19 protein-coding genes are annotated in these 22,576 nt (G+C 73.3%); 5 read left to right on the forward strand and 14 right to left on the reverse strand.

The genetic code is table 11. The features are described from left to right. Positions 1–199: 199 nt before the first annotated feature. The 6 genes from CFP66_RS05495 to CFP66_RS05520 form a co-directional block, all read right to left on the reverse strand. Positions 200–2,014 carry an ABC-F family ATP-binding cassette domain-containing protein gene (locus CFP66_RS05495; RefSeq protein ID WP_094921595.1) on the reverse strand — a complete coding sequence of 605 codons (1,815 nt, stop codon included), beginning with the start codon at positions 2,012–2,014 and terminating at the stop codon, positions 200–202. After that, positions 2,014–2,985 carry a 4-(cytidine 5'-diphospho)-2-C-methyl-D-erythritol kinase gene (locus CFP66_RS05500; RefSeq protein ID WP_094920798.1) on the reverse strand — a complete coding sequence of 324 codons (972 nt, stop codon included), beginning with the start codon at positions 2,983–2,985 and terminating at the stop codon, positions 2,014–2,016. Before CFP66_RS05500 ends, CFP66_RS05495 begins: the two co-directional genes overlap by 1 nt. A gap of 438 nt (positions 2,986–3,423) precedes the next feature. Further along, on the reverse strand, positions 3,424–4,404 hold the full coding sequence (locus CFP66_RS05505; RefSeq protein ID WP_094920799.1) for a glycine betaine ABC transporter substrate-binding protein: 981 nt from the start codon (positions 4,402–4,404) through the stop codon (positions 3,424–3,426). A 20-nt stretch (positions 4,405–4,424) separates the two neighbouring features. Next, on the reverse strand, positions 4,425–5,186 hold the full coding sequence (locus CFP66_RS05510) for an ABC transporter permease (protein WP_094920801.1): 762 nt from the start codon (positions 5,184–5,186) through the stop codon (positions 4,425–4,427). Beyond that, positions 5,183–6,364, reverse strand: coding sequence for an ABC transporter ATP-binding protein (locus CFP66_RS05515; protein ID WP_094920803.1), 1,182 nt, complete (start codon positions 6,362–6,364; stop codon positions 5,183–5,185). Before CFP66_RS05515 ends, CFP66_RS05510 begins: the two co-directional genes overlap by 4 nt. Beyond that, a complete protein-coding gene (locus CFP66_RS05520; RefSeq protein WP_233159155.1) occupies positions 6,361–7,020 on the reverse strand; it encodes an ABC transporter permease in 660 nt (219 codons plus the stop codon). Before CFP66_RS05520 ends, CFP66_RS05515 begins: the two co-directional genes overlap by 4 nt. A gap of 372 nt (positions 7,021–7,392) precedes the next feature. Here CFP66_RS05520 and CFP66_RS05525 point away from each other — a divergent pair, with 372 nt between their 5' ends. Next, positions 7,393–8,229, forward strand: a complete 837-nt coding sequence (locus CFP66_RS05525) for a maleylpyruvate isomerase family mycothiol-dependent enzyme (RefSeq protein WP_158228032.1) — start codon at positions 7,393–7,395, stop codon at positions 8,227–8,229. A gap of 31 nt (positions 8,230–8,260) precedes the next feature. Here the strand turns inward: CFP66_RS05525 and rsmA are convergent, their stop codons facing one another. From rsmA to metG, 4 genes are all read right to left on the reverse strand, one after another. After that, positions 8,261–9,115 carry a 16S rRNA (adenine(1518)-N(6)/adenine(1519)-N(6))-dimethyltransferase RsmA gene (gene rsmA, locus CFP66_RS05530; RefSeq protein WP_233159156.1) on the reverse strand — a complete coding sequence of 285 codons (855 nt, stop codon included), beginning with the start codon at positions 9,113–9,115 and terminating at the stop codon, positions 8,261–8,263. Between the two features lie 19 nt (positions 9,116–9,134). Further along, on the reverse strand, positions 9,135–11,297 hold the full coding sequence (locus CFP66_RS50140) for a transglycosylase family protein (protein WP_094920807.1): 2,163 nt from the start codon (positions 11,295–11,297) through the stop codon (positions 9,135–9,137). A gap of 205 nt (positions 11,298–11,502) precedes the next feature. After that, positions 11,503–12,384, reverse strand: coding sequence for a TatD family hydrolase (locus CFP66_RS05540; RefSeq protein WP_094920809.1), 882 nt, complete (start codon positions 12,382–12,384; stop codon positions 11,503–11,505). Positions 12,385–12,472: 88 nt separating this feature from the next. Beyond that, entirely contained in the window at positions 12,473–14,266 is a 1,794-nt protein-coding gene (gene metG, locus CFP66_RS05545; RefSeq protein ID WP_094920811.1) for a methionine--tRNA ligase, read from the reverse strand. Between the two features lie 107 nt (positions 14,267–14,373). Between metG and CFP66_RS05550 the strand changes: the two genes are divergently transcribed. The 3 genes from CFP66_RS05550 to CFP66_RS05560 all read left to right on the forward strand — a co-directional run bounded on the left by CFP66_RS05550 (position 14,374) and on the right by CFP66_RS05560 (position 17,348). Further along, on the forward strand, positions 14,374–14,850 hold the full coding sequence (locus CFP66_RS05550) for a cation:proton antiporter regulatory subunit (RefSeq protein ID WP_094920812.1): 477 nt from the start codon (positions 14,374–14,376) through the stop codon (positions 14,848–14,850). Between the two features lie 5 nt (positions 14,851–14,855). Further along, positions 14,856–16,052, forward strand: coding sequence for a cation:proton antiporter (locus CFP66_RS05555; protein WP_094920814.1), 1,197 nt, complete (start codon positions 14,856–14,858; stop codon positions 16,050–16,052). Positions 16,053–16,256: 204 nt separating this feature from the next. After that, entirely contained in the window at positions 16,257–17,348 is a 1,092-nt protein-coding gene (locus CFP66_RS05560) for a polysaccharide lyase family 7 protein (protein ID WP_143517123.1), read from the forward strand. 10 nt (positions 17,349–17,358) lie between these two features. On the opposite strand, the gene CFP66_RS05565 is transcribed toward CFP66_RS05560, so the two are convergent. The 3 genes from CFP66_RS05565 to CFP66_RS05575 are packed head-to-tail and all read right to left on the reverse strand — an operon-like array spanning position 17,359 to position 20,646. Further along, positions 17,359–17,964 (reverse strand): hypothetical protein, encoded by a 606-nt coding sequence (locus tag CFP66_RS05565; RefSeq protein ID WP_094920817.1) that lies wholly within the window; start codon positions 17,962–17,964, stop codon positions 17,359–17,361. Beyond that, positions 17,957–19,564: a VWA domain-containing protein gene (locus CFP66_RS05570; RefSeq protein WP_094921598.1), complete on the reverse strand. Its 1,608-nt coding sequence runs from the start codon at positions 19,562–19,564 to the stop codon at positions 17,957–17,959. Before CFP66_RS05570 ends, CFP66_RS05565 begins: the two co-directional genes overlap by 8 nt. Next, positions 19,561–20,646, reverse strand: a complete 1,086-nt coding sequence (locus CFP66_RS05575) for a hypothetical protein (RefSeq protein ID WP_094920818.1) — start codon at positions 20,644–20,646, stop codon at positions 19,561–19,563. Before CFP66_RS05575 ends, CFP66_RS05570 begins: the two co-directional genes overlap by 4 nt. A 160-nt stretch (positions 20,647–20,806) precedes the next feature. On the opposite strand from CFP66_RS05575, the gene CFP66_RS05580 reads away from it, so the two are divergent. Beyond that, positions 20,807–21,679 (forward strand): CPBP family intramembrane glutamic endopeptidase, encoded by an 873-nt coding sequence (locus tag CFP66_RS05580; RefSeq protein WP_143517124.1) that lies wholly within the window; start codon positions 20,807–20,809, stop codon positions 21,677–21,679. On the opposite strand, the gene rsmI is transcribed toward CFP66_RS05580, so the two are convergent. Continuing rightward, on the reverse strand, positions 21,676–22,527 hold the full coding sequence (rsmI, locus tag CFP66_RS05585) for a 16S rRNA (cytidine(1402)-2'-O)-methyltransferase (RefSeq protein WP_094921600.1): 852 nt from the start codon (positions 22,525–22,527) through the stop codon (positions 21,676–21,678). The two genes, CFP66_RS05580 and rsmI, sit on opposite strands and share 4 nt — an antisense overlap. Positions 22,528–22,576 lie beyond the last annotated feature (49 nt).

A 22,576-nucleotide genomic window follows, 5' to 3' on the forward strand; every position in this document is an offset into this window, starting at 1 on the left:
GTGATGTACACCACCTGAGCGAGCGCCCGGACCCGCTGGTGTCCCCCGCCGGAAGTCCGTTGGGTAAGTCGGTGGATCCAGGTTCTCGCTGCGCGTGCCGGGCGGCGGGCCTCGTACCGGGTGTACTCGGGTCGTCGACCGGTGCGCGCAGCGTGGAGCTGGGCCGCCGAATTACTCGGCGGACTTCCGGCGGGGGACACTAGGACTCGGCGAGCTCCGCGGCCGCCAGCCAGTCCAGTTCGACGCTCTCGCGCTCGGTCACCACGGCCTTGAGCTCGCGGTCGAGCTCCAGCAGGCGAGTGGGGTCGGTGGCGGCCTCGGCCAGCTGCGCGTGCAGCCGCTCCTCCTTGGCGGTCAGCGTCTCCATCCGCCGCTCCAGGCGAGCGGCGTCCTTGCGCGCAGCCCGCTGCTCGGCCGCGCTCATGGCAGGCCTTGCGGGCGAGGTGGTCTGCGCCGGGCTCGCCGGTGCCGCGCTGAGGCCGTTGACGGTGCCGTGCGCGGCGGCGCGGCGCTGCAGGTACTCGTCGATGCCGCCGGGCAGGTGCGTGACCTTGCCGTCGCCGAGCAGCGCGACGACGGTGTCGCACGCGCGCTCCACGAGGTACCGGTCGTGGCTGACGACGACGAGCGTGCCCGGCCAGCCGTCGAGCAGGTCCTCCAGCCGGGCGAGGGTGTCGACGTCGAGGTCGTTGGTGGGCTCGTCGAGCAGCAGGACGTTCGGCTCGGCCATCAGCAGCCGGGTGAGCTGCAGCCGCCGGCGTTCGCCACCGGACAGGTCGCCGACCGGCGTCCACTGCCGCGCCGCCGGGAAGCCCAGCCGCTCCAGCACCGAGGACGCCGTCAGCTCCAGCTTGCCCAGGCGCACGAACTTGGCGACCTGCTCCGTGGCCTCCAGTACCCGCATGTCCTTGGGTAGGTCCACGAGCTCCTGGGTGAGCTCCGCGAGCTGCACGGTGCTGCCCCGCACCAGCCGCCCGCCGTCGAGCGCACGCTCACCGGTGAGCGTGCGCAGCAGCGTGGTCTTGCCCGACCCGTTGACCCCGACGATCCCGATCCGGTCCCCCGGCCCGATCCGCCACGTCACCCGGTCGAGCAGCGTGCGCCCCGCGACGACGGCGGTGGCGTCCTCCAGTTCCAGCACGGTGCGCCCGAGCCGGTTGGTGGCGAAGCCGAGCAGCTCCACGGTGTTGCGCGGCGGCGGCACGTCGGCGATCAGGGCCTCCGCGGCCTCGATCCGGAACCGCGGCTTCGACGTGCGCGCGGGCGCGCCGCGGCGCAGCCACGCCAGCTCCTTGCGGGCCAGGTTCTGCCGGCGCGCCTCGGCCGCGTCGGACTGGCGGGCGCGCTCGGCGCGGGCGTAGACCCAGTCGGCGTAACCGCCGAGGTAGCTCTCCACCCGCCCGTTCGACACCTCCCAGGTGCGCGTGCAGACCGCGTCGAGGAACCAGCGGTCGTGGGTGACGACCACGACCCCGCAGCGCCGGGCGATCAGGTGACCGGCCAGCCAGGTGATGCCCTCGACGTCCAGGTGGTTGGTGGGCTCGTCGAGCACCACGAGGTCCGGGTCGCCGACGAGGGCGGCGGCCAGCGCGACGCGGCGCTTCTCGCCGCCGGACAATCCCTCCACGCCGCGGTCGAGGTCGCCGATGCCCAGCCCGTCGAGGACGTCGCGGACCTTCGCGTCACCGGCCCACTCGTGGTCGGCCGCACCCGCCCACTGGGCCAGTACGACGTCGCGCACGCGGGCACCCGCCGGCAGGGCGTCGCCCTGGACCAGGTGCGCGAGGTTCAGCCCGCCGATCCGGCTGACCCGGCCACCGTTCGGTGGCCGGATGCCGGTGATGATGTCGAGCAGCGTGGTCTTGCCGCCACCGTTGAGCCCGACGACGCCGATCCGCTCGCCGCGCTCCACCCCGAGCGAGACGGCGTCGAGCAGCACGCGCGAGGCGTCGCCCGGTACGTGCGCGGTGACGGCCTCGAGGTTGACGAGGTTCTGTCCGGTGCGGGGCGCCATCAGGCACGCACCGGGGGCCACGAGGTGGGCGGGCCGGGTGTGAGGCCCGGGGGTTCGTGCTGATCGATCACCCGCGCGCCCGGTACCGGGCCGTGCGCCACCCGCACCGTGCGGCAGACGCCCACGCCGGCCAGCTCGGCGGCCACGTCCATGGCGGCCTCGGAATCGGCGCACAGGAACGCGCACGTGGGCCCGGAGCCCGACACCAGGCCGGCCAGCGCGCCCGCGCCCACCCCCGCGCGCAGGGTGCGACGCAGGTCGGGCGCCATGCTCACGGCAGCGGCCTGCAGGTCGTTGCCGAGGTTGAGGGCGAGTTGACGCGGGTCACCACCGCCGAGCGCCTCGAGCACCGGTTCCACCGGCCGTTCACCGGGCGGGTTGTCGCCGCGCAACCGGTCGAGCTCCCGGAAGACCTGCGGGGTGGACAGGCCGCCGCGGTGCAGCGCGATCACCCAGTGGTGGGGGTGGCGCGACAGCACCGGGACGATCTGCTCGCCGCGCCCGGTGCCGACGGCGGTGCCACCGTAGAGCGCGAACGTGACGTCGCTGCCCAGTTCGGCGGCCAGCACCGACAGCTCGTCGCGGCCCAGGTCGAGCTTCCACAGGGCGGAGAGACCCACGAGCGCCGCGGCGGCGTCGGCGCTGCCACCGGCCATACCGCCGGACACCGGGATGCCCTTGCGCAGCACGAGCCGGACGTCCGGATCACGGTCGGCGCGCTCGGAGAGCAGCTGCACGGCGCGCCAGGCGAGGTTCGTCTCGTCGGCGGGCACCTCCGAGACACCCTCGCCGTGCACCTCGATGCCGGGAGCGTCGCTCACCTCGACCGACACCTCGTCGAACAGGCTCACCGCGTGGAACACGGTGACCAGGTCGTGGTAGCCGTCGCCGCGCAGCGGCCCGACGGCGAGATGCAGGTTGATCTTGGCGGGCACGCGCACGGTGACCGGTGGTGGGACGGCGGCGAGCACCGTTCAACAGTACGTGCGTCGGCGCCCGCCGTGCCGACGCCCTGGTGATCGGTCTGATCAGTACCTGGGAGCGGTCGGCGCGACAGTGGCGTACTTCTCGGAGTGATCTGGGCCTGGTGATCGATCCGAGCAGTGCGTGGGTGCTGTCGCGGCGACGTCAGGTACTTCTCGCAGCGATCACCATCCGGCCTCCGCGGGCCGGGCAGTGGCTGCGAGCCGGGGACGGCGCGCCCACAGGTGTTTCACGACCATAGAGACGTGAGGGTTTTTGGATCTTTCCCGGAGCGCCCTCAGGTCTATCTGATCGTGAAAAGTGCGTTCCGCGGAACGCAGGGGCGGCCATGCCGGCCTGCGAGAAGTACGCGAGCGCGGCCGCAAGACCATGACGCGCGACTCGCACCGATCACACGCCGCCGAGCACGGCCTGCGGCCGCAGCACTACCCGGTGAAGCCGTTCTCCTGCAGGAACTGCTCCGCGACCTCCTCCGGGAGCTCGCCACCCACGTCCACGCGCTCGTTGAGCCCGCGCACCAGCTCGGTGGTGAGCGTCGCGGCGATGGGGTCGAACACCTCGGCCAGGCGCGGGTTCGCGTCCAGCACCTCCTGCCGCACGGTCATCGCGGCGTTGTAGGGCACGAAGAACTGCTTGTCGTCCTCCAGCAGCACCAGGTTGTTCGCCGCGACGGCGCCGTCGGTGGCGGTGACCTCGCCGAAGTTGCAGTTCTCACCCGTGGCGGTCTGCTGCGGGATCAGCGACAGCTCCAGCTCCGCGATCCCGTCGGCCGGCAGGTCGAAGCCGTAGGCCTGCTCGAGGCCGGGCCAGCCGTCGTCGCGGGTGAGGAACTCGGCTGCGGCGCACATCCGCGCCTGCGCCGGATCCCGGCTGACCAGGGCCGCGTACTCGCTCAGGGTGCGCACACCCAGCTCCTGGTCCCGGCCCTCGGCGGTCGCGACGGCGTAGGTGTTGTCGAGCGGGGCCGCTGCCAGCCAGGCGATGCCGTTCTTCCGGTCCTCCTCGGCGACGGCCTGGTACAGCGCCTCGTCCCCCTCCGGGGCCGACTGCGGCTCCCGCTGGAAGTGCGTGGTCCAGCCGGTGCCGGTGTACTCCCAGTACATGTCGATCTCGCCCGCGGTGAGCGCGGTGCGCACGTTCGTGCTGCCGGTGATCGTCACCAGGTTCCCGACGTCGGCGCCGGTGGCCTCCAGCGCCTGCACCGCGATCTGGCCCAGCACGATCTGCTCGGTGAACTCCTTCGAGCCGACCGTGAACGAGGCGCCGGAGAGGTCGATCGCCGACAGCGATCCCTCGCCGCCACCGGCGCCGCCACCGCCGCCCTCGCCGCCACCGCACGCCGTGACCGTCAGCGCCGCGACGGCCAAGCCGGCCAGGAGCCGGACGGCCCTTCTCGGGTGGTGCATGGCTTCTCCTTCAGATCGGTCTAGAGGCCCTTGGGCCGGAGCACGTCCTCGGCGACGCGGCCCAGGTAGTCGATGAACAGCGCGAGCACCGCGACGAGCACGCTGCCGACGATCGTGACGAGCGGCCGGTTCTGGACCAGGCCGGTGATGATGATCGCGCCGAGCCCTCCGGCGTCGGTGAGCGCGACGAGCGTTGCGGTGCCGACGTTGATCACGAGCGCCGTGCGCAGGCCCGTGAGGATCACCGGCACCGCGAGCGGCAGCTCGATGCGCGCGAGCACACCGGTGCGGCTCATGCCCATCCCGCGGCCGGACTCGACGACCGCGGGGTCCACCTGCTGCAACCCGATCATGGTGTTGCGCAGCACCGGGAGCGCGGAGTAGGCCACCAGCGCCACCACGGCGGGCCAGAACCCGATGCCCCACACGATGGCGAGCAGCACGAGCAGGCCGATCGAGGGCACCGCCTGTCCGATGTTGAACACCGCCACGGCCGGCCCGGTGAGCCGCCGTGCGAACGGGCGCGTCAGCAGGATCCCCACCGGGATCGCGATGACGAGGACGAACGCCGTGGAGACGACGGTGAGCGTGACGTGCTCCAGCGCCGCGGGGAGGATGAAGGCGAGGTTGACGCGCCGTTCCTCGATGCTGTCGAGCGTCCGGCTGTTGACGTACACGGCCAGCGCGACGAGCACCCCGACCAGCACCGCAGGCGTGACGAGGTAGCCGGCGACCGAGCGCCTGCGCTCGTGCTCGACCTCCTCCGCGAACGCGATCGTCATGGCGCGGGTTCCGGCTGCGCGCCGGCCTCCAGCCGGTTCCGCGCGGCGCTGCGTTCGCCGGTCCGCATCCCGCGGATGGCCTCGTTGATCGTGTCGATGTCGACGACGCCCGCGTAGGCGCCGGACTCGTCGACGACGACGGCGGTGCTGTAGCGCGCGGTGATCATCTCGTTCAGGGTGTCGCTCAACGTGGCGTGCGGCGTCACGACGGCCACCGGCAGCCCCATCTCCGAGAGCCGGTGACCGCCCGTCCGCCCCAGGTGCTCCGCGCCGACCCAGCTGCGCGGCCTGCGCCGGTCGTCGAGCACCAGCAGGCACCCGCGGTCACTCGCCAGCAGCGTGCGGCGCGCGTCGCCCGGGTCGGCGCCCTCGTCGACGGTGGGCCACTGCCCCAGCTCGATGTCGCGCACCCGCGACAGCGACAGGCGCTTGAGCGAGGCGCCGCGGCCGATGAAGTCGGCGACGAAGTCGTCGGCCGGGTCGACCAGGATCCGCTCGGGGGTGTCGTACTGCGCGACGTGCGAGCCCTCGCGCAGGATCGCGATCCGGTCGCCCATCTTGATGGCCTCGTCGATGTCGTGCGTGACGAAGACGATCGTCTTCTTGATCTCCGACTGGAGCCGGAGGAACTCGTTCTGCAGGCGGTCGCGGGTGATCGGGTCGATCGCGCCGAAGGGCTCGTCCATCAGCATGACGTCCGGGTCGGCGCTCATCGCCCGCGCGACGCCGATGCGCTGGCGCTGGCCGCCGGACAGCTGCTTGGGGTAGCGGTCGCGGTAGGTCGCGGGGTCCATCCCGACCGTCTCGATCAGCTCGTCCACCCGGTTCGTGATCCGCTTCTTGTCCCACTTGAGCAGGCGCGGCACGGTGGCGATGTTGTCCGCGATCGTCTGGTGCGGGAACAGCCCGATCTGCTGGATGACGTAGCCGATGCGGCGCCGCAGCCGGTCCGCGTCGACGCGCGTGACGTCCTCCTCGTCGAGGAAGATCCGGCCCGACGTCGGCTCGATCAGGCGGTTGATGAGCTTCATCGTCGTGGTCTTGCCACACCCGGACGGGCCGACGAAGATCACGATCTCGCCCTCGGGGATCTCCAGCGTCAGATCGTCCACGGCAGGCTGCCGCTGCCCCGGGAAGCGTTTGGTGAGGTGCTCGAGGCGGATCTTCGTCCGGCTCATCGGATCCCCCGCGAAGTCGTCAGTCGGTGGAGCAGGACGTAGAGCAGGTCGAACAGCACGGCGAGGACCACCACGCCGAGGGTGCCTCCCAGCACGAGGTTCATCGCGTTCGGGCTGCTCAGCCGGGACAGGCCGGCGAAGATGTCGTTGCCGAGCCCGGGGCCCTGGATGTAGGCCCCGATCGCCGTGATGCCGAGCGTGATCAAGGTCGAGACGCGCATCCCGGTGAGGATCACCGGCCACGCGAGCGGCAGCTCGATCCGCAGCAGTCGCTGCCGGCGCCCCATGCCCATGCCCTGCGCGGACTCGACGACCGCCGGGTCCACCTCGCGCAGCCCCACGACCGTGTTCGCCACGATGGGCAGCAGCGAGTACATCACCAGCGCGACGACGACGGACGTCGTGCCGATGCCGAAGACGTTGATGAACAGCCCGAACAGCGCGAGCGACGGGATGGTCAGGAACACCGATGTGGTGGCGACGACGGCCTGGCGCCACCGCGGCCGCGCGTACGTGGCCGTGCCGAGCCCCACCCCGACGACGGTGGCGACGAGCACGGCCGTGATCGTGACGAGCGCGTGCTCGATGCCCAGCTCGAGGAGGTTGTCCCAGCGGGAGGAGAGGTAGTCGAAGAAGTTCACGCCACGACCCGGCATGCGACGCGGTGGGACTCCTGCACGACCACCTCCTGATCGAATGGTCCGGCGACTCTGACACGGGCTCGCCGGGGGCACAACCGGAGTGTCCGAGCGGCAACACAGTCGAGACCTGCGGTGATGCGGCCGACGTCACAGGAACCCGCCGCCTGACCCGGCACGACCTCGAGTACGGCCGCGCGCTGACGACACCGCGCGCGAGGCATCAACCCGCGTGGTCGAGCATGAGCTCCCGGTAGCGGTTCAGCTCGTCGTCCGTGGCGCCGGCCTGCCGGAGCAGCGGTTCCGCCTGCGTGTCGGGGTTGCGGTGCAGCAGGCGCTGCGCTCCGAACCCGGGTGCGGTGCCGGGGACGGGATGATTCGATCGGCCGGGTGGAGACGCTCGCGAGGTTCGGACCGCAGATCGACGCTCTCGAGGCGTTCACCCGCGACCGCGCGGTGCTCCTGGACCTCGTGCGGGGCCTCGACGCGGACGAGTGGGATCGTCCGACCGCCGCGGCGCCCTGGCGGGTCCGGGACGTGGTGGCGCACATGATCGGGGACGACCTCAACCGGTTGTCCCGCACCCGGGACGGGCACAGCGGGCCGGGCCCACGCGCCGGTGAGGCGCTGACGTCGTTCGTCCACCGGATCAACGACGAGTGGGTGCAGGTCACGCAGCGCACGAGTCCGCGCGTACTGACCGACCTGCTCGCGCTGACCTCACCCCAGGTCCTCGCGATGTGGGGCGGGCTCGATCCGGGTGTGCTGACCAAAGCGGTGTCGTGGGCGGGCCCGGACCCCGCACCGGTGTGGCTGGACCTCGCCCGTGACTTCACGGAGTACTGGGTGCACCAGCAGCAGATCCGCGACGCCATCGGCCGCCCGGATCCCGGGGACCCCGCAGTGGTGCACACGGTGCTCGACACGTTCCTGCGAGCCGTCCCGCACACCCTGTCCGCGCATCCGCGCCCCGACGGCGAGACCCTGGACATCACCGTCGACGGCGCGGCGGGCGGGCGGTGGACGTGGCGTTGCGACGGGCAGCGCTGGCGCTGGGCGCAGAACCCCGGCACGCCCGGGACGCTCCTCGCCTTCCCCGGGCCGGAGCCGCTGTGGCGGCTGTGCGTGCGGATGGTCGAGCCTGCCGAGGCGCGGCGCTCGGTGACGGTCTCGGGCGACGAGGCACTCGCCGCGGCGGCCATGCAGATCGTGTCCATCATCCGCTGATCCGGGGTCGGCCCCGGCCGGGTGCCACCGATCAGCGAACCGCGGCCAGGCGCGCGAAGTCCTCGACGCTTAACGTCTCCGCACGGGCCATCGGGTCGATTCCGGCCGCGTGCAGCGCCTCCTCGGCCGCGGCAGGCGAGCCCGCCCATCCGGCGAGCCCCGAGCGGAGGGCCTTGCGGCGCTGCGCGAAGGCGGCGTCGATCAGCCGGAACACCGCCACCCGGTCGCCGGGCGGCGGGTCGCGGCGGGTGAAGGCGAGCAGGCCCGAGTCGACGTTCGGGACCGGCCAGAACACCGCTCGCGGCACCGGGCCGGCACGGCGTGCGGTGGCGAACCAGGCCAGCTTCGCGCTGGGCACCCCGTACGCCCGGCTGCCCGGCGCCGCGGCCAGCCGCTCGGCCACCTCCGCCTGCACCATCACCAGACCGCGGCGCAGCCGTGGCAGCTCCGCCAGCAGGTGCAGCACGACCGGCACGCCGACGTTGTAGGGCAGGTTCGCGACGAGCGCCGTGGGCTCGGGGGCGGGCAGGTCGGCCGCGCGCAGTCGCAGCGCGTCGGTGGCGATCACGCTGAGCCGTGCGGCGAGGCCGGGGGCCCGGTCGGCCGCGGTGGCCGGGAGCCGGGCCGCGAGCACCGGGTCGATCTCCACGGCGTGCACCGCCCGGACGGCGGGCAGCAGGGCCAGGGTCAGCGATCCGAGGCCGGGCCCGACCTCCACGGCCACATCGTCGGGCTCGAGCTCGGCCGCCCGGACGATGCGCCGCACGGTGTTCGGGTCGTGCACGAAGTTCTGCCCGAGCCGCTTCGTCGGGCGCACGTCCAGCTCCGCGGCCAGTGCCCGCACCTCCGCGGGGCCCAGCAGCCGCGATCCACCGTCGTCCGTCACCCCGCAAGCTTGCCGTGGCTCAACGAGGCAGGCCGAGGCGGCTCGAGCACGCCGGCCACGCGCCGTACCCGCCGCGGTCGTCCCGCACCTTCGACGCCACGGCGATCTGCTCCTCGCGGCTTGCCTGGTGGGGCAGCGGGGCGTAGTCCGTGCCGCCGTAGGCGCGCCAGGTGCCGGCGTCGAACTGGAGACCGCCGTAGTAGCCGTTGCCGGTGTTGATCGACCAGTTGCCGGTGGCCTCGCACTGCACGAGCCGGTCCCACACGGCACCGTCGGCGACAGCGGGCGCCCGTGCGAGCTCGTCGTTGGTGCCCAGGCGCACCACGCGCGGCTCCGGGGGCGTCATGCTGCCGGCCCGGACCTGCTCGCGGCGTACCTCCTGGCCGTTCTGGACGTACACGCGCATGATGGCGGTCTGCTCGCCGGCCTTGCCCGGCTCCTCGACCTCCCGCTTGTCGCGGGCCAGGTCCGGGTCCTCGATGATCTGCTCCGGCGGCGGGATCGGCCGCACCTCGACCACCTCGCCGACGCCGTTGCGCACCACGTGCACCGCGAGGCCCTCGGTGAGCGGCGTGTCGTCCGAGGGGACCGCCACGTCGTCGATCCCGAGCTCGATGCCCTGCTCGGCGAGCAGGCCACCCACCGTGCCCGACGTCGTGGTGATCGGCGTGGGAGCGGCAGTGCCGTCGGCGAAGGTGACGGTGCGCGGCACCCGCAACTCGAGCGACAGCCCTTCGAGCGGGATGGCCGTCTCCGGGGCCTCGGACATCTGGATCGGGGTCGCCGCCACGTCGAGGATCTGCAGTGCCTCGCCCACCGACGTCGCCGTGGTCCACAACTCGCGCTGCGAGCTGCCCTCGACGAGCGTCAGCGGCCGGGCGTGGCTGAAGATGACCTCGTCGCCGTCGGCCAGTTCGGTGGGCAGCGCGGGTTCGACGCGGTCCTGCGGGGTCACCTCGATCCCCGTGGACTGGAGCGCGGAGGCGACGTCGGCCCCGAACGTGTGCACGACGCGTTCCTGGCCGTCCACCGTCACGGTGATCGTCTTGTCGGCCGCGAGTGCGCTCGCGGCACCGCCGAGCATCGCGAGCACCACGACGATCACGGTGATCTGCAGGCCCCTGCGCCGCGGCGGGGGCTCCTCGGCGGCCCGCCGGTCCCGGCGGGACCGGCGCGGGGCCTGCGGCGCCGCAGCCGGGGCCGGGGCAGCGGGGGCCGGGGTGACGAAGGCGGCGGGGGCCGGTTCCGCGGGCTGGTCCTCCGGCGCGGCGGGGCTCTGCGGCGGGACGGGACTCTGCGGCGGGGCGGGGGCCGGGGCCGGCGGGGCGGCCGCTGCCGCCACGTGCCCGACCGGCGCGGTGAGCGTGCCGAAGGGGTGCGTGAACGTGTCGTCGTCGATCCGCGGCATCGGCCCGGTCTCCGCGTCGTCCACCGGGCGGGCGGGCGCGGCGGCGACGCCGGTGGCCGTGCTCGCGGCGACGAACCCACCGGTGCGCTCGGGGGCGGCTGCCGCGCTCCGCTCGACCCGCTCGGAGTCGCGACGGTGCGAGCCGGTGCGTTCCACCGCGGGCTGCCGCCCGGTGCTCACCGGCGTGACGATCGCGGGCTGCGGGCCGGTCACCTCCGTGGCGGCAGGTCGCGCGTGGCCGCCGGTCCGCTCGAGGGCCGGGGCGGCCTGGGCGGGTCGCGGGTAGCCGCCGGTGCGCGCGACGGTCGGGGCGGCCTGGGCGGCGGCGTGCCCGCCGGTGCGCTCGGCAGCGGGTGCGGGCTGCCACCCGTCGATGCGGGGCAGCGGGCCGGTGGCGTCGTCGGCGGCGACCCGCGGCAGCTGCCCGGTCTCCGGGTCGGCGGACGCGTCGTCGGCGTCGCCGGCCGCGCCCAGGCGCGACACGATCGGCCGGGACTGCCCGGTGGCGGTCGACGACCGCGCGGGCCGCGGGGTGGGGCGCGGGGCGTCGGCTGCGGCGTCCGGGGAGCGGGTGGTCCGCGGCGCCGGAGAGGCGGGCGGGACGACCTCGATCGCGGACGTGGCGGGCGCCGCGGGCGCCTCCGGGTCACCGCCCGCGTACCAGTCGGCGTACGGGTCGTCGACCGTCTCCACGTCGGTGCTCGGCGGTGCCGCCCAGGGGAGGCGGGCGCGGGCCGCGGGGCGATGCCGGGCGCGCGTTGGGACGTCGACCACACCGCTTCCAGACGTCGTCGGTCCGGGCAGGGGAGGAATCACGGTCACGGTGGCCCGGAGGCGATGATCAGGGGAGCACCCCGGACCACCGTGACCGTTCTGCTGGGGAGCGTTCCCCACCCCGGCTTGCGATCACGGAACCGTAACGGACCGTGAGCGCTCCGTGCCAACCTCGACACCGCGCCAGCGCCGAGCGGCCCGCCCGCTACGCCGAACGCACCCGGTCCGCGCCCGGCGCGGGGGCCTCCACGGCGGGCGGCAGTTCACCGAGTCGGAAGACCCGCTCGGCGTTGCGTCCCGCACAGTCCGCCAGCCGCTCCTCGGACACCCCGCGCAGGTCGGCGAGGCCTCGCACGGTCCAGGGCAGGCAGTACGGCTCGTTGGCGCGTCCGCGGTGGGGGTGCGGCGTGAGGAACGGCGCATCGGTCTCGACGAGCAACTGGTCCTCCGGCACGACGACGGCCGCCTCCTGCAATTCGCGGGCGTTGCGGAACGTGACCGGGCCTGCGAACGAGAGCACGTAGCCGGCGTACGCGCACTCGCGTGCCATCGCGGCGTCGCCGGAGAAGCAGTGGAACACCACGGTGTCGGGCGGGCCCTCCTCGCGGAGCATCCGCAGCACGTCGTCGTGGGCGTCGCGGTCGTGGATCATCAGCGGCTTGCCGAGCCGCTTCGCGAGGTCGATGTGCCACCGGAACGCCGCCTGCTGCGCCTCCGGTGGCGAGTGGTCCCAGTAGTAGTCCAGGCCGGTCTCCCCCACCGCGACGACGCGCGGGTCGCCTGCGAGACGCTCGATCTCGGCGTGGTCGTCGGCGGTGAGCGCGGCGGTGCGCGTGGGGTGCAGCGCGACGGCGGCGACGACGCGCTCGTCCCAGTGCGCCGCCCGCACCACCCAGCGGGCCGAGGGCAGGTCGTCGGCGACGGTGACGACGCGCGTGACCCCCACCGCTGCGGCGCGGTCGAGCGCAGCACGGACGTCAGCAGCCGAGACGCACCCGCACGCGTCGAGATGGGTGTGCGAGTCGACGGTGGAAGCACCCAGGGGCTCAGGCGGAGGCGGCGCCGCGCGCCGCCCGTGCGACGTCATGACCCCTCCGCGGGGCTCCGCCGCGAACGAACGGCACTTTCGTTGCTACCTAGCCGACGAGAGTGCCGTTCGTTGCCACGGATGCGGATCACTTCGCGATCGGGGCCCAGTCCGGGCCCGTCTCCCCCAGTTCCGGGTCCAGCTTCTTGAAGATGGGGCTCGGCTTCGCCAGGGGCCGGCCCACCGCGATCGGCGTGGACTCCCAGCGCGCCTGCTCGCGGGTGTAGTCGCCGGTGAGGATCGGGTTGATCCGGCCCGGGACGTCCAGGTCGGGCACGTCGTGCAGCTCCGGCTGCGACGCCCACACCCCGGTGCCGCCCAACGCCTCGTGCACCTTCTGCGCCGAGTGCGGCAGGAACGGCGTGAGCAGCGTGTTGGCGTCCTGCACGACCTGCAGTGCCGTGTGCAGGACGGCGTCGCGCCGCTCCGGGTCGCCCTTCAGCTTCCACGGCTCCTGGTCGGACAGGTACCGGTTGGCGGCCGAGACGACCTTCATCGCCTCCGCGAGGCCCGCACGGAAGCGCGAGCGCGCCACGTGCGCGCCGACGGTGCCGAACGCGGCCTTGGACAGCGCCAGCAGCTCGGCGTCGGCGGCCGCGGGCCGGGTGGGCGCCGGGACCGCCCCGTTGTTCTTGTGCGCCATCGAGATCGCGCGGTTGACGAGGTTGCCCCACTCGTTGGCCAGCTCGAAGTTCACGCGGCGGATGAACTCGTCCCACGTGAAGTCGACGTCCTGCGTCTCCGGGCCCGCGGCGGAGATGAAGTACCGCAGGCTGTCCGCGCCGAACTCGCGCAGGAAGTCGTGCAGGTAGATCACGGTGCCGCGGGAGGTGGAGAACTTCGACCCGCTCATCGTGAGGAACTCGCTCGAGGCGATCTCCGTGGGCAGGTCCAGCGCCCCGTAGGGCCCCGGCTCGCCGCCGTGGTCACCCTGACCGTTGTGCCCGAGCAGCAGCGCCGGCCAGATCTGGGCGTGGAAGGTGATGTTGTCCTTGCCCATGAAGTAGACGTGCTCGGCGTCGGGGTCGTTCCACCACGCCTTCCACGCGTCGGCGTCGCCGGAGCGCCGCGCCCACTCGACGCTCGCCGAGAAATAGCCGATCACCGCGTCGAACCAGACGTAGAACTTCTTGAGCGGCTGGTCGCGCCATCCGTCGAGGGGGATCCGGACCCCCCAGTCGAGGTCCCGGGTGATCGGCCGGGGGCGCATGTCGTCGACGAGGTTGCGCGTGAAGTTGAGGACGTTGGGCCGCCAGCCGGTCTTGGTGGACAGCCACTTGCCGAGCGACTCGGTGAACGCGGGCAGGTCGAGGAACAGGTGCTCGGTCTCGACGAACTTCGGCACCTCGCCGTTGATCCGCGACCGCGGGTTGATGAGGTCGGCCGCGTCGAGCTGGTTGCCGCAGTTGTCGCACTGGTCGCCGCGCGCGCCGTCGTAGCCGCAGATCGGGCAGGTGCCCTCGACGTAGCGGTCGGGCAGGGTGCGGCCGGTGGACGGGCTGATCGCCCCCGTGGTGGTCCTCGGCACCACGTACCCGTTGCGGTGCAGGGCCAGGAAGATCTGCTGCGTGACCTCGGCGTGGTTGCCGCTGGTGGTGCGCGTGTAGAGGTCGTAGGTGACGCCGAGGCCGCGCAGGTCCTCCGAGATCACCCGGTGGTACTTGTCCGCGGTCTGCTGCGGGGTGAGGCCCTCCTTCTCGGCCTGCACCAGGATCGGGGTGCCGTGCTCGTCGCTGCCCGAGACCATGAGCACCCGGTTGCCCACCATCCGCTGGTAGCGGGAGAACACGTCGGAGGGCACGCCGATGCCGGAGACGTGGCCGATGTGCCGCGGGCCGTTGGCGTAAGGCCAGGCCACGGCGGTCAGCACGTGGGAGCTCATGCACCCCAGCCTATGCCCGGGCCGCAGCGGGATTTCGCGGCCCGCTCGTACGGTGGCGCAGCCGCCTCCCGTGGACGGCTGCGTTGCATCGACTACCGTGGGCGAACGTGAACGTGGAGGTCACGCCCCTGCCGGGGATCGGTGTGCGCAAGGACTTCGGGCTGCGTAACGGCCGACGCATCGGAGTCGTCACCCACCGTGACGGGAAGATCGACCTGATCGTGTCGAAATCGGACGATCCGGACGCCTGTCTCGCCGAATTGCCGCTCACCGCCGACGAGGCGGGGGCGCTGGCGAACCTGCTGGGCGCCCCGCAGCTCGTCGCGCAACTCACCGAGGAGCACCGAGATCTACCCGGTATCCATACCCGCCAGCTCGCCGTCGGCACCCCGTTCGACGGTCGCACGCTCGGGGACACCGCGTTGCGCACCCGTACCGGCGTCTCCGTCGTCGCCGTGATGCGCGCGGGCCAGGTGCACGCGAGCCCCACGCCGGACTTCACCCTGACCGCGGGCGACCTCATGGTCACCGTCGGAACGTCGGAGGGGCTCGACAACGCTGTCAAGATCCTCAAGCGCGGCTGACCCGCGTGGACGAAACCGCGCTTGAGTTGATCGAACTCGGGGCCGTCTTCTTCGGGCTGGGCCTGCTCGGCCGCCTCGCCGGGCGGATCGGCCTGTCCCCCATCCCGCTCTACCTGCTCGGCGGCCTGTTCTTCGGCACCGGTGGGGTCGTCCCGCTGCACGGCATCGAGGGTTTCACCGCCCTGGCCGGCGAGGTCGGCGTCGTCCTGCTGCTCCTGCTGCTCGGCCTGGAGTACTCCGCCACGGAGCTGATCAGCGGCATGCGCCGCTCGTGGACGGCCGGGATCCTCGACATCGTGCTCAACGCCGCCCCCGGCGCGGCGGTGGCGCTGATCCTCGGCTGGGGCCCGGTCGGCGCGCTCGTGATGGGCGGCGTCACCTACATCTCCTCGTCCGGGATCATCGCCAAGGTCCTGGGCGACCTCGGCCGGCTCGGCAACCGCGAGACCCCGGTCGTGCTGTCGATCCTCGTGTTCGAGGACCTCGTGATGGCGCTCTACCTGCCGATCCTCACCGCCGTCCTGGTCGGCGTCACGCTGGTCGGCGGTCTCACGGCGGTGGGCATCTCGGTCGCGGTGCTCGTCGTGGTGCTCGTCGTGGCCCTGCGGTACGGGCGGTTCGTCTCGGCCGTCGTGGACTCCCCCGACCGCGAGGTGTTCCTGCTCAAGGTGCTCGGGCTCGCCCTGCTCGTGGCGGGTTTCGCCTCGGCGATGCAGGTGTCGGCCGCCGTCGGGGCGTTCCTGCTGGGGATCGCGATCTCGGGGTCGACGGCCGAGAACGCCACGAAGCTGCTCGAACCGCTGCGCGACCTCTTCGCCGCCGTGTTCTTCGTGGTGTTCGGCCTCAACACCGACCCGGCGTCGATCCCGCCGGTGCTCGGGTGGGCCGTCGTCCTCGCCATGGTCACGACGCTCACCAAGCTGGCCACCGGGTGGTTCGCCGCACGCCAGGTCGGCATCGGCCCCCTCGGCAGGGCCCGGGCGGGCGCGGCGCTCATCGCCCGGGGCGAGTTCTCGATCGTCATCGCCGGGCTGGCCGTCGGCTTCACCGCCGTGGACGCCCGGTTGGCCGCCCTCGCCACCACCTACGTGCTCCTGATGGCCGTGATCGGACCGGTGGCTGCGCGTCTCGTCGAGCCGGCCGCACACTGGGTCCGCACCCGGCGCCCGTCGGCGGCGCCCGCGCCGTCCGCCGGCAACTGACACCTACTACGCCGATCGGCCTAGTGGCAGGACCGCTCATCGCAGAGATCATTCCTCTTACCGGTGCGCAGGCAACCGATCATGAAGTCACCGATAGCTTTCCCACCGACAGGATCGGTCACGGAACGGACACGGGACTCCCCACCCGCCGGCATCCCCGAGCCGGGCGTTCGCCGGCCGGTCGTCGCTCCGGAAGGCAGGTTCGTGTCCCGGCATCGCTCCCCCGAAGGCCGGCACCCGCGCACCACCCGTCCGTCGCGCCGCGAGGTGCGCTCGGACCACGGTGATGACGCGCGTGTCACCCGGGGCGTTCGCGCCCCCGCACATCGCAGCGCAGCGCTCTTCGTCGCCGTGGCGGCCGTGATCGCCGTCATCGGCGGCACGCTCTCCATGAACGGGGTGCTCGGCGCCTCGGAGTCCGACGCAGGTGTCGACCTCGCGTCGGACGACCTGGCGATCCTCCCCCCGCCCCCCACCCTCCCGGTGCTCGAGGCCCCCGAGCCCACCGAGGAACCCACCGAAGAGCCCACCGAGGAACCCACGAGCGAGGAGGCGGAGCCCACCGAGGAGTCCGAGGGCGGCGAGGAGTCCGAGGCCGCCGAGGAGTCGGACGGGCCCGCGGCCGCCGCGCTGCGCAAGGCGGAGAAGTTCCCCGCCGAGCTCATCGACCCGGACAACTGGTACCTCACGCTGCCGACGGGCGAGGAGGGCAGCCCGGACACGGTCGAGGGCTCCGAGCTCGACACCTACGACAGCGAGTACTTCCGGCTCAACGACTCGCGCGACGGCGTCGTCTTCACCGCGAACGCCGGCGGTGTCACCACGGAGAACAGCAAGTACCCGCGCTCGGAGCTGCGGGAGATGAAGGGCTCCGAGAAGGCCAGCTGGGACGGCCGGTCCGGCACCCACGTGATGGAGCTCGACCAGGCCATCACGAAGACTCCGTCGACGAAGCCCGACGTCATCGCCGGTCAGATCCACGGCGGCGACGACGACGTCATGCAGATCCACCTCTCCGGCAACGAGCTCACCGTCAAGTACGCCGACGGGAAGAAGGACGTTCCCCTCGACGACGCCTACCGGCTCGGCGAGCGGTTCCGCGTGAAGATCGAATCGTCCGACGGGCAGGTGAAGGTCTGGTACAACGGCGACCTCAAGGCCGACCTGCCGATCTTCGGTGCGCAGAGCTACTTCAAGGCCGGTGCCTACGTCAACTCCAACACCTCCAAGGGCGCGTCCAGCTCGGACGAGGGCCAGGTCGTGGTCTACGACGTGAACATCAGCCACAGCGGCTGACCGGCCGGGCTCACCCCTCGTGGCGGCGGCGCATCTCCCGCGTCAGGTCCTCGGCGCGCTGGGCGTGGACGTCGGGGACCTGGGCGGCGAGCCCGTCCGCGCCGGCGACGACCAGCTCGAGCTGGGTGCACAGCTCCCGGGCCGCACGCTCCGCCGGAGTCGACGGTGCGCGCCCCAGGTAGGTGTCCACGCAAGCCGGCACGTCCACGCGCACGATCTCGGCCGCGCGGGCGAGCTGGTCGGGTGCCGCGATCCGGTCGGCCTCCCGGTCGGCCACCTCGTCGAGCCGGTCGAGGACGAGCCGGACGGTGCGCACGATCCGCCGGACGAGGGCGAGCGCGCCGGCCGGCAGCTCGCGGTCCAGGGTCACGGCACGGTCGAGCAACGCGTCGGCCTCGACGCGCAGCACGTCGGTCAGGCGCGGCTCGGCAGCCGGCACCGGGTCGGCGGGTCCGACCAGCGCGCCCACCCCGTACAGCCCCGCCGCGACCACCGGCCAGACGTCACCGATCACCCCGGCGGCGTGCAGCCCGACCCCGGCCAGGGCGCCGCTCATCCCCGCGATGTTCTTCCGCGAGCCGAGGTAGCGGCGGACCGCGTCCTTCCGGTCAGACATAGCCGCGGATCTCCTGGAAGACGTCCGCGAGGTCGCTGGTGCGCGCGTCGAACGTGCGGCCACCGGTGAGCCGCGCCACCTCGGTCATCTCGTCGGCGTCGGTCTCGCCGAACAGCACGCAGAACACCGGCACGCTGCGCAGCACCGCCGATCGGGACGCGACGAACGACCGGAACGCACCGAGATCGGCGCCCGTGGTGTTCTCGCCGTCGGTCATCAGCACGATGGACGTGAAACGGTCCGGGTCGGCGGCGATCTGCTCCGCCGCGATCCGGTAGGCGGCCTCCAGGCTCTCGTAGATCGCGGTGTCCCCGCCGGGTCGCAGCGTGGCGCCGGCGTCGGCGATCCGCTGCCGGTCCGGGCCCGCGTCGTCCTCGGCCACGGTGAACGTCCGGGGTGGAGCGGGCACGGTGGCGAACGGCAGCAACGTCACCTCTTCGCGGCCCCGGAACCGCCGGAACTGCGCCGTGAGCGACGGGTCGGCCCCCGCGAGTCCTGCGAGCGAGCGGCGCAGGGCCCCGATCCGCTCGTCGCCTTCCATCGACCCCGAGGTGTCGAGCACGTAGATCGTGCGCGACGGCCTGCGCAGCTTGTCGAAGTAGGTGGCCAGCAGCGCGTCGACGACATCGGCCTCCGCCGGGAACGGCAGCTCGACGACCGTGCCCGACGGCGGCGCTGCCACCCCCGGCACCGCAGGCCGCCGGTGGGTGCGCTCCGCGATCGCCCGCTGGACGTCCGGGGTGCGCAGGTGCTCGGTGAGCCTGCGGTAGCCGTCACGCGCCTGCTCCGACGCCGACGCCAGCACGGTGAACGGGTACTCCGCGGTGACCACGCCGTCGGCCGGGCGGATCAGCTCGAGTGGTTCGGGGAGCGCGCCCGAGGCGTTCATCGCCAGGAGCACCGACTCGTAGTTGATCAAGCCGTCCACCGGCTCGCCCGGATCCGCACCGGTGGCGCGGCGCACGTAGGCGTCCTGCAGGAACCCCGACGAACCGGCGGCGAGCCGCTGGGCGGCGAAGAAGTCGCGCAGCCCGGGAGCGGTCGACTCCGCCTGCGCCACCGTGAGCGCCGACCCGGCCCCCACCAGTGCCGTCGCCACCGCGACCACGGCCGAGAACCCGGAGTTGGACGCCGACGGGTCGGTCATCCCGTAGGTGAACCCACCGGCCCCGGCGGCCGCGGCGATCTCCGCCCAGGTGACGGGCCGGTCCACCCACCCGAGCCGCTCCGCGACCGAGCGGCGCAAGCCGAGCACGACCGGCGAGGACATGATGTCGGTGGCCGTGCCGAGCCGGGACTGCGCTTCGGGCCGCAGCGCGAGGTAGCGGTTGGAGGAGAACCAGATCGCGTCGTGGTCCGCCTCCGCGGCGCCGGAGGCGACGGCCTCGGCTCCGTCCAGGGTGCCCACGGGGTCGAGCTCGACCCGCACGCCGGTGGCCGCCGCGGCCTCCTCGAGGACCGGCGCGAGGTCGGCGAGCTCGCTGCCGGCCAGCACCCGCAGGGTCACGGGCGCGCCCGGACCCGGCTCCGGCCCTCCCGCGCCGCCGCACCCCGTCACCAGCGCGAGCACCACTGCGGCGAGCGCGACCGGGCGCCTCACGGGCCACACCCGAGTTGCGTCAACATCCCCTCCAACGTGTCGAACGACGGCGGCTCGACCACGTCCACCAGCGCGGGCGGGTCCGGCAGGCCCCGGTCCCGGAAGGCGGCCGCGAACGGCCGCGGGTCGGTGGGCCGGAACCCGTGCTCCGCGGCGAGCGTGGCCAGCCGCGGATCGGAGGTCAGCAGTTCCCCGACGCGCTCCCCCGCGGGTGTCAGCGGCACGAGCGTGTGCCGCGAGAAGATCGTCGGGCTCGGGTAGAGCAGGCGCGCGTCGGGCGGCAGCACCGGGTCCGACGAGAGCGCCTCCGCCAGGTACTGCGCCTCGTACACCAGCGCCATCGGCACCCGGCCCATCCCGGCCGACAGGTAGTCCTCGAAGAGCACCTCGGTGGTCGGCGGTAGGTAGCCCTGGTCGCGGAAGAGCGGCTGCACGGCGGGCAGCACCGCGGCGGTGGCTGCCGGGCCGGCGACGACGGCGTCGGCGTTCGCCACGTAGGAGGCGATGCCGAGGTACATGGCCGCCGAGTTGGACTGGCACGGCGCCGTCGTCGAGAGCAGCACGTCCTTGCGCGCGGGGAACGCCGTGTTGCCGGGCAGCGTGTCCCAGCGGGTGCCGGTCGCCGCGAGCTCGAGATATCGGCTCACGTCGAAGGTCGTGCCGCCGGGAGCCACCACACCCGCCTCGGTGAGCAGGTCGACGATCGGGGCGAACGTGGCCACCGCCATCGGCGAGGAGAACGGCGCGTAGGTACGCACGCCGGGGTGCGTGGCCAGCAGCTTGTCCGCGGCGGGCGAGCTGGAGGGGAACGCGAAGTCGTAGGCACCCAGGTCCACCGCGGTGGCGATCTGGCGCGAGCCCGCCGGGTCGGCACGGACCTCCAGGCCCTCGGCGCGCAGCACCTCCCGCACGCGCTCGTCCGCGAAGAACGCCAGCTTCTCCGACCCGATGACCCCCGTGACGACGGCAGGGGCTGCGGGCGCGGCCCCGCGGACGTCCCGGAACACCACGAATCCCAGAACCCCGAGCAGGAGGACGGCGAGGAGCCGGCTGAGGACCCGCCGCCGGCGGGGAGGGGTCATGGCGGCATCCAAGCGGAGCACGATGAACGCCCCCTGAACAACAGCCGGCGTCTGGTGGCCCTCGCCGGAAGCCCACCGGCGCGTGGGTGGGGAGAACCCCGGCTGCGAACGGGGGCAGGCACCAGTTCCTGGGCCCGGGGATTCGACCACGCTGCGCGGGGTGAACATTCGGGAACGGCATCCGGCACCGCGACCGACCGGTCGGGCCGATCCGCCGCCGCTGCCGGTCCGGCGGCTCGTGCAGTTCGGCGCGTTGTGCCTGGTGCTCTCGTGGGTGCCGTGGTCGGTGCTGGGGGTGCTCGGGGCCGACCTCGACGAGGGCTTCGCGGCGCTGGTGTTCGGCCTCGCCGCGGCCGGGCCGTCGCTGGCCGCGCTGGCGATGTGGCTGATGATGCGGCGGGAGCGCCGCGGCGGCCCGCCGCGAGCGGACGTCCGGGTGAGCGCGGTGTGGCCGGTCGTCGCGATCGTGCTGGGCGCCACCCCGCCGGTGGTCGCGGCGGTGGTGCTGGGCCTGGACGACCTCGGCGCCATACCGCTGCACGCCGCGTCAGTCGCGGCCGGTGTCGGCGGTCCGCTCGGTGTGCTCGCCTACACGCTCGTGTCGGGGCCGCTCTCCGAGGAGTTCGGGTGGCGCGGGTTCGTGCAGCCGCGGCTGCGCCTGCGGTACGGGCGGGTGCGCACGGCGGTCGTCATGGCGATGGTGTGGGGGCCGTGGCACCTGCCGCTGTTCTTCCTGGTCGGCACCGGACAGCACGCCAAGGGTCTGTTCTCGCTGCAGGGCGCGCTGTTCTTCGCCTGCCTGTTCCCGCTCTGCTACACGATCCTGTTCGTGACCGAGCACCTGCGCGGCGGGGTCTGGGCCGCGGTGCTGGTGCACGCCGCCTGGAACGCGGCGGATGCGCTCCTGCCGGCCCACGGGGACATCGGAGCGGTGGTGCAGACGGCCGTGGCCCTCGCCGTCGCCGGTGCGGTGGCGATCGTGTGGCGGCACGGACCGGCCGAGGAGCCCGATCGATCCGGCCTGAAGCGCTAGGGGCGGTTCGCGAGCGCGGCCTCGTAGAGCTTGCGCTTCTGGACGCCTGCCGCCTCCGCCACCGCCGAGACCGCGTCCTTGAGCCGCTCGCCGTCGGCCACCCGCTCCTGCACCGCGCCCACCAGGGACTCGACGCTCGGTGCCGCCGTGGGCGCAGCACCGGCCAGCACCACGGTGATCTCGCCCCGCACGCGTCCCTCGGCCGCCCACCCCGCGAGCTCGCCCAGCGGCCCGCGCCGGACCTCCTCGTAGGTCTTCGTCAGCTCCCGGCAGACCGCGCCCGCCCGGTCCGCGCCCAGCAGTTCGGCGGCCACGGCGAGCGTCTCGGCGAGCCGGTGCGGCGACTCGAAGAACACGACCGCCCGCGGCTCGGCCACCAGCCCGGCCAGCCAGCGGCGGCGTTCCCCGTCGCGGCGCGGGGCGAAGCCCTCGAAGCAGAACCGCTCGGCGGGCACCCCGGCCAGCACCAGCGCCGTGGTCACGGCGGACGGCCCGGGCAGGCAGGTGACCGGCAGGTCCTCGGCGGCGGCCGCGGCCACGATCCGGTACCCCGGGTCGGACACCGCGGGCATCCCGGCGTCGGACACGACGAGCACGGTGCGTCCGGCGCGCACGTCGTCGAGCAGGCGGGGCAGGCGCGCGGCCTCGACGGCGTCGTAATGGCTGATCACCCGCCCGCCGACGGCCACCCCCAGCGCCGCCGCGAGCGAACGGAACCTGCGGGTGTCCTCGGCCGCGACGACGTCTGCGGTGGCCATGGCCTCGCGCAGGCGCGCGGACGCGTCCCCCGCATCACCGAGCGGCGTCGCCGCGAGCACCAGCCTGCCGACGCCTGAGCTCTGGGACACCTCCACAGCCTACGATCGTCTGCGTGGCCACCCGCACCGCCGACGGCTC

It is taken from the genome of Pseudonocardia sp. MH-G8, from assembly GCF_002262885.1.
Taxonomy (GTDB): Bacteria; Actinomycetota; Actinomycetes; order Mycobacteriales; family Pseudonocardiaceae; genus Pseudonocardia.